This is a genomic window from Nostoc sp. DedVER02 (assembly GCF_034530675.2).
Taxonomy (GTDB): Bacteria; Cyanobacteriota; Cyanobacteriia; order Cyanobacteriales; family Nostocaceae; genus Nostoc.
On sequence record NZ_JAVRCP020000062.1, the window covers coordinates 22,761 to 29,071 of the forward strand.

Annotated in this window: 7 protein-coding genes; 5 read left to right on the forward strand and 2 right to left on the reverse strand. The window is 42.9% G+C overall.

Annotated elements, in window-relative coordinates; genetic code table 11:
• Window position 1 precedes the first annotated feature (1 nt).
• A complete protein-coding gene (locus RMZ41_RS30835) occupies window positions 2–1,210 on the forward strand; it encodes an IscS subfamily cysteine desulfurase (RefSeq protein ID WP_322640808.1) in 1,209 nt (402 codons plus the stop codon).
• On the opposite strand, the gene RMZ41_RS30840 is transcribed toward RMZ41_RS30835, so the two are convergent.
• The gene (locus RMZ41_RS30840; RefSeq protein ID WP_322640809.1) at window positions 1,158–2,114 is read right to left on the reverse strand and encodes an aldo/keto reductase; all 957 of its coding nucleotides are present in this window, start codon (window positions 2,112–2,114) and stop codon (window positions 1,158–1,160) included. The two genes, RMZ41_RS30835 and RMZ41_RS30840, sit on opposite strands and share 53 nt — an antisense overlap.
• Before the next feature lie 312 nt (window positions 2,115–2,426).
• On the opposite strand from RMZ41_RS30840, the gene RMZ41_RS30845 reads away from it, so the two are divergent.
• Together RMZ41_RS30845 and RMZ41_RS30850 are read left to right on the forward strand one after the other, a co-directional pair.
• The gene (locus RMZ41_RS30845) at window positions 2,427–3,167 is read left to right on the forward strand and encodes an SDR family oxidoreductase (RefSeq protein WP_322640810.1); all 741 of its coding nucleotides are present in this window, start codon (window positions 2,427–2,429) and stop codon (window positions 3,165–3,167) included.
• A gap of 74 nt (window positions 3,168–3,241) precedes the next feature.
• A complete protein-coding gene (locus RMZ41_RS30850) occupies window positions 3,242–3,448 on the forward strand; it encodes a hypothetical protein (RefSeq protein WP_322734461.1) in 207 nt (68 codons plus the stop codon).
• Window positions 3,449–3,505: 57 nt separating this feature from the next.
• Here the strand turns inward: RMZ41_RS30850 and RMZ41_RS30855 are convergent, their stop codons facing one another.
• The gene (locus RMZ41_RS30855) at window positions 3,506–4,555 is read right to left on the reverse strand and encodes a cyanophycinase (RefSeq protein ID WP_322640812.1); all 1,050 of its coding nucleotides are present in this window, start codon (window positions 4,553–4,555) and stop codon (window positions 3,506–3,508) included.
• 322 nt (window positions 4,556–4,877) lie between these two features.
• On the opposite strand from RMZ41_RS30855, the gene RMZ41_RS30860 reads away from it, so the two are divergent.
• Entirely contained in the window at window positions 4,878–5,309 is a 432-nt protein-coding gene (locus RMZ41_RS30860) for a DUF29 family protein (protein WP_322640813.1), read from the forward strand.
• The gene (locus RMZ41_RS30865) at window positions 5,310–6,128 is read left to right on the forward strand and encodes a TlyA family RNA methyltransferase (protein ID WP_322640814.1); all 819 of its coding nucleotides are present in this window, start codon (window positions 5,310–5,312) and stop codon (window positions 6,126–6,128) included.
• Window positions 6,129–6,311 lie beyond the last annotated feature (183 nt).

A 6,311-nucleotide genomic window follows, 5' to 3' on the forward strand; every position in this document is an offset into this window, starting at 1 on the left:
TATGTCCATTCGTCCGATATACCTTGATTGCCACGCTACTACACCCGTAGATGAACAAGTATTAGCAGCAATGATCCCCTACTTCACAGAAAAGTTTGGCAACGCAGCAAGTATTGGTCATGTTTATGGGTGGGAAGGAGAAGCTGCTGTCAAACAAACGCGAGAGATTTTAGCAGCAGCAATTAACGCTACTCCCGAAGAAATTGTTTTTACAAGTGGTGCAACAGAAGCGAATAATTTAGCTATTAAAGGTGTTGCTGAAGCTTATTTTAAAAAAGGTCAGCATATTATTACTGTCGCCACTGAACACAATGCAGTTATTGATCCTTGTAATTATTTAAAAACTCTCGGTTTTGAAATTACTATTCTCCCAGTTAAAAAAGATGGATTAATTGATTTAACTGAGTTACAAAAAGCTTTCCGTCCTGAGACAATTTTGGTATCGGTGATGGCTGCAAATAATGAAATTGGTGTGTTGCAGCCATTAGCAGAAATTGGGGAACTATGCCATGCTTACAACATCATTTTCCACACCGACGCAGCCCAAGCTATTGGTAAAATTCCCCTGGATGTGCAAGCGATGAAAATTGATCTGATGTCGCTAACAGCACACAAAGTATTTGGGCCAAAAGGCATTGGGGCGTTATATGTCCGCAGGCGCGATCGCAGAGTACAATTAGCTCCCCAGCAGCACGGCGGCGGACATGAACGAGGGATGCGTTCTGGGACATTGTATACACCGCAAATTGTCGGCTTTGGGAAAGCTGTAGAAATCGCTTTGGCTGAACAAGCAACAGAAAACCAACGCCTCACCCAGTTAAGACAAAGTTTGTGGTTACAGCTTTCCCAACTTGAAGGAATTCATCTTAACGGACACCCTCAACACCGATTGGCGGGAAACTTGAATATCAGCGTTGAGGGAGTGGATGGAGCCGCACTTTTGCTAGGATTGCAGCCAGTAATGGCGATTTCTTCTGGTTCTGCTTGCTCATCAGCAAGTACTGCACCCTCCCATGTTCTGACAGCACTGGGAAACCCCCAACAGCTAGCTTATGCCTCAGTGCGGTTTGGGATTGGACGGTTTAATACCCAAGAGGAAATTGATATTGTAGCGAAACATGCGATCGCTACCATTGAAAGTTTACGCAAAACCTCTTTTATGGATTCTCACTCAAGAAAGCCCCAATCTGCTCTAGTTCCTGCTGATTGAGGCGAAATTCTCCAGCAGCGATGATTCCTTCCACCTGCTTAGGATTGCGTGCGCCAACGATCGCAGCCGTCACCGCCGGATTGTTCAAAGTCCAAGCGATCGCAACTTCACCGGCGGAGCGATCGTGTTGCTTACCAATTTGCTGCAACACCTCAACTAGCTTCAGGTTACGAGATAGACGTGGCTCCTGAAATTCATTACTTTGTTTGCGCCAATCATCATCTGGTAAATTAGCAACCCGCTCAGATGTCATCTTTCCTGTAAGCAAGCCAGATTGCATTGGTGAATAGACAATTACACCAATGTTATTTTCCTGACAAAAAGGCAGAATTTCCTTTTCGACATCAGGCTTAACCAGTGAATAAGGCGGTTGCAATGAGGTAACTGGTGCAATCTCCTGGATACGTTTCAACTGTTCAAGATTGAAGTTTGAAACCCCAATATAGCGAACCTTCCCTTCATCTTTAAGCTTGGAGAGAGTTGTCCAGCCTTCTTCAATTTCTGATTCTGGATTAGGCCAGTGGATTTGATAGAGATCAATGGTTTCAATGTCGAGTCGGCGCAGACTAGCTTCAACCTCCCGCCGCACAGAATCCGCCTTCAGACTGCGACCAATTTCGCCCTTTTCATCCCAAATCATTGAGCATTTAGTGAAAATGTAGGGGCGATTAGATCGACCTTTGAGCGCCTTAGCAACAACTTCCTCCGAATGTCCCAAACCATAGATAGCTGCGGTGTCAATCCAATTAACGCCGAGATCGAGAGCGCGATTGATTGCTTCAATAGATTCTTGATCGTCCTGCGCTCCCCAACCAAAAGCCCAGCCACCTCCACCAATGGCCCAAGCACCAAAGCCGATTGGGGTAATGTGAAGTTCCGAATTACCAAGTTGTTTGGTTTGCATGTTTACTTTCTCCAAGAACTTTTGAGTCAATTGTTAGTTTAGGTTGCAAATATTTTGTCAACCGCTATCTGAAGTGTGAATGACTACTGGAGAAAACACAACACCAAATCACTACTTATGTAGGATTGCTAAATCCTAAAGGTTGTCTTGATACATACTACTTATACATTAGTACAGCACGGTGTAAATCCAGCTACTATCTCAATTAACAAGACAAATAGGGGCTTGTCTTTGCCATGCCCCTACGATAAATCTACATGTATCAGGACTTTTGTAAATTGGTATCACTGTTTATCAAAATAGAGAAGTAATATGTCAGAAGATTTAAGAGGCAAAGTTGCGCTAATCACAGGTGCAAATAAAGGTATTGGATATGAGATTGCACGCCAACTAGGTTCTAGAGGGGCTACTGTTATTGTTGGTGCAAGAGATATCAAACGTGGTGAAGAAGCGGCGGATAAACTTCGTTTAGATGAGATCGATGCCCGATCAGTTCAACTTGATGTCACCGACCAAAAAACAATCGACTCTGCGGTTCAACAAATCGAGAGCGAATTTGGAAAACTTGATATTCTTGTGAACAACGCCGGGATAGTTAGTGATGGCGATCGCCTTCCACCTAGTCAAGTTGATATTGATACACTGCGACACACTTATGAAACCAATGTATTTGGAGTATTTGCAGTTACAAAAGCCCTATTGTCACTCTTAAAGAAGTCAACAGCAGGGCGAATAGTTAATTTATCAAGTGGTTTAGGTTCTCTGACTTTAAACTCTGACCCAAATTATGAGTTCGTTGATTTTAAGTTTCTTGCATATAACTCATCAAAGACAGCAGTGAATGCGATTACAGTTCTGTTGGCTGCTGAACTTAAAGATACCCCGATTAAAATCAATGCGGCTGACCCTGGTTTCACAGCAACAGACATTAATCAATATCAAGGGTATCGCACTGTTGAGCAAGGAGCGATCGCAGCAGTGAGACTTGCCACACTACCTGATGATGGTTCTAGCGGCGGGTTTTTTGATGAAAATGGTGTAGTTCCTTGGTAAGGGATTGGGCATTGGGAATTGGGAATTGGGTAAGAAGGAGGGCGAGTTAAAACTTAGAAGTTGAGCTTCAGAAGGTGAACGTTGAGCTTCAGAAGGTGAACGTTGAGCTTCTGAGGGTGAACGTTGAGCTTTTGAGGGTGAACGTTGAGCTTCTGAAGGTGAACGTTGAGCTTCTGAGGGTGAACGTTGAGCTTCTGAAGGTGGACGTTGAGCTTCTGAGGGTGAACGTTGAGCTTCTGAGGGTGAACGTTGAGCTTTTGAAGGTGAACGTTGAGCCTTAGAAGCTCAACTTTTAAGTTTTAACTCTCTATTCCCATTCCCCATTCCCAATTCCCCATTTAATATGGATTTGAATCAATCCGTCCCCTTTTAACACTCCTGAGATAATACCCAGAAGTTGGTCTGTTTTTTAAGTTAAAAGTATCGCCACTGCGAACTCTCCAAATTTTGTAATTAGAAAAGGTCAAAGGCGTTCGGGGTTCGCATACTTCTGGCGTATGATTGCCAAGTACAAAGTATGCCGCACCTCTACCCATAACTTTTACCAAGCCGTTTTTATCCACAACAACCGATGTGCTTTCACTAACGGCGATGCCTAAAACACTGCTAGATACACCGTCCTTAATTTGACGGGCAATAAAAGCCATAATTCGACCCATTCTTTGCCGCCTGTCGAAGTGTGTATCTACGATAGTTCCTTTTAAATTACTCCAATTGAAAAAGTTGTAAGTAAAGGTGATATCCCGATACGGATCTTCTAGCGCGTCTCTAGTTTCAATACCTTTTTCAGAAGAAGCACAAGCATCATAAACACAATCACTTTGGATCATCGCACCCGCACTAGTGCCACCAACACCGCCTCCCTTCAGGTAAACTGACTTAACAGCAGCTTCCACCTTAGTATCTTTCCAGTTGCGGATATATTGACATTGATCGCCGCCAGCAAAGAAAACTACATCAGCTTTTTTGATTTTTTCAAAAGTCTCGGCTTTGTTTGCTTCTTCTCTACTGCGAATTAGAAGAGTTTCCACAAAGTTTACACCCTTCATGGCATAAATTAGCCGATTGTAATCGTGATTACCATTGGTGCGGAGAACTACAACATTAACCTTGGTATCGGAGTTGCTACCTCCCCTAACTTGGTTAATCATCCACTGGATAGCATCATCGACATCGGGGCCACCCCCACCCAAACTCAGGACTGGGCCCGCTAAGGAAGGGCGGACATCCAAGGAGGGTGAGTGGGAGGGGCGAATATCAACAGTGTCACCCAAGAAGTAGCGTTTCCAGTTTTCGATAAAACGGGTTATTAGGAAGGTTCCCATGTTCAACAACTTGATTCCTATACTTTTCAAGCGCCTTGCTATGCTTGGGAATGCCTTTGTCATATTAAGCTTCTGGAGCAAACTGCAATTATTGCTAGGCTATTACGCATGTTAATTGCTTATTTATTCGTGAAGTTTGTCCTTTGTCATTAGCCAGTTGTCTTTTGTGAAGAACTAATGACAAATGGCTGTCTTAACGAAAAATATGCAATGTAGACGCGCATTAGCTTAACTGTCGCACTAGATAGGGTAAAATTTCCAGCGTACAGGGCTTGTACTGTTTTTTAACGCCAAACAGGAAAGCTTTGGTATGCAAACATTTACCGGAGTGAATTAGAATCACCATAAGCCACAATAGAAGTTGCCGAGGTTTGAGGCGCTAATTATGGAAGAATTATTAACTCTAAAGGGCTTGCTTGTTAAGGGCGATGTTCAGGGAGCATTGCTTATAGTGGAAGAATTAGAGGAAATAAGCCGAAATGACATCTTCAAAACGATTCGTAGCTATGCAGTGATTTTATTGTTGCATCTGATTAAACAACAAGCTGAAAACCGCACGACTCGCTCTTGGGAAGTCTCAATTCGGAATTCGGTTCGGGAAATTCAACGAGAAAATAAGCGTCGCAAAGCTGGAGGCTATTATCTCACAACAGAAGAATTGTTAGAAATATTAGCAGAAGCCTATCTTAATGCCATTGATGAGGCAACGCTTGAAGTAGAAGAGGGACGTTATGAAGCCCAAGAATTAGAAAAAGTTATTAACCAAGAAGAAATTATTAATCGTGCTTTGATTTTAATTTTACCAGGATCTACTTAATTGGCTAAACAGAGACTCGATACACTATTAGTAGAACTTAATTTATGTTCTTCTCGCGCTTTAGCACAGAGGTTAATTCAGGCGGGGGAAGTTACTGTTAATCAGCAGCTAGTTGATAAGCCTGGTACAGAAGTTGATATTGAGGCTCAAATAAATATTAAGGAGCGATCGCCTTTTGTTTCTAGAGGCGGTGAAAAACTCTCCAAAGCTTTGTCAGTATTTGCCATCCCCGTAGTAGAGCGCATTTGTTTAGATGGTGGGATTTCTACTGGTGGTTTTACTGATTGTCTGTTGCAAGCTGGAGCCAAACAAGTTTACGGCATTGATGTCGGTTACGGACAAGTTGACTGGCGGTTGCGAAATGATTCACGGGTGATTTTGCGGGAACGCACCAATTTACGCCAACTACGACCAGATGAGTTATATGGCGAAAACGACCCAATTCCTGATTTGGCGGTGGTTGATGTATCGTTTATTTCTTTAACTAAGATTCTGCCTGCTTTGTGGCAACTAACTCAAGCTAATCGAGAAGCTGTGTTGTTAGTCAAGCCACAATTTGAAGTCGGCAGATCCCGTGTGGGTAAAAAAGGTGTTGTGCGAGATCCAAACGACCAAGCTGATGCCATTTTCCAAGTACTGCAAGCAGCCTACGAATTAGGATGGAAATACAAAGGCTTAACTTGGTCGCCGATCGTTGGCCCGGCTGGGAATATCGAATACCTTTTGTGGTTGGCTATGGAAAGTGAAATACCACCACTTGATTTAGAAGCAATTAAGCAAATAACGCAATCAGCAATAACTGATTTACGTAAGAGTTAAAGAAGAATACAGAATTCAGAATTCTGAATTCAGAATAAATTAGTGGAAGACTTAAACCCACATATTCATCTGCACTCGGACTTCAATTCATACTGAATTCTGACTCCTGACTCCTGAATTCTGACTCCTGAATTCTGACTCCTGAATTCTGACTCCTGAATTCTGACTCCTGAATTCTGACTC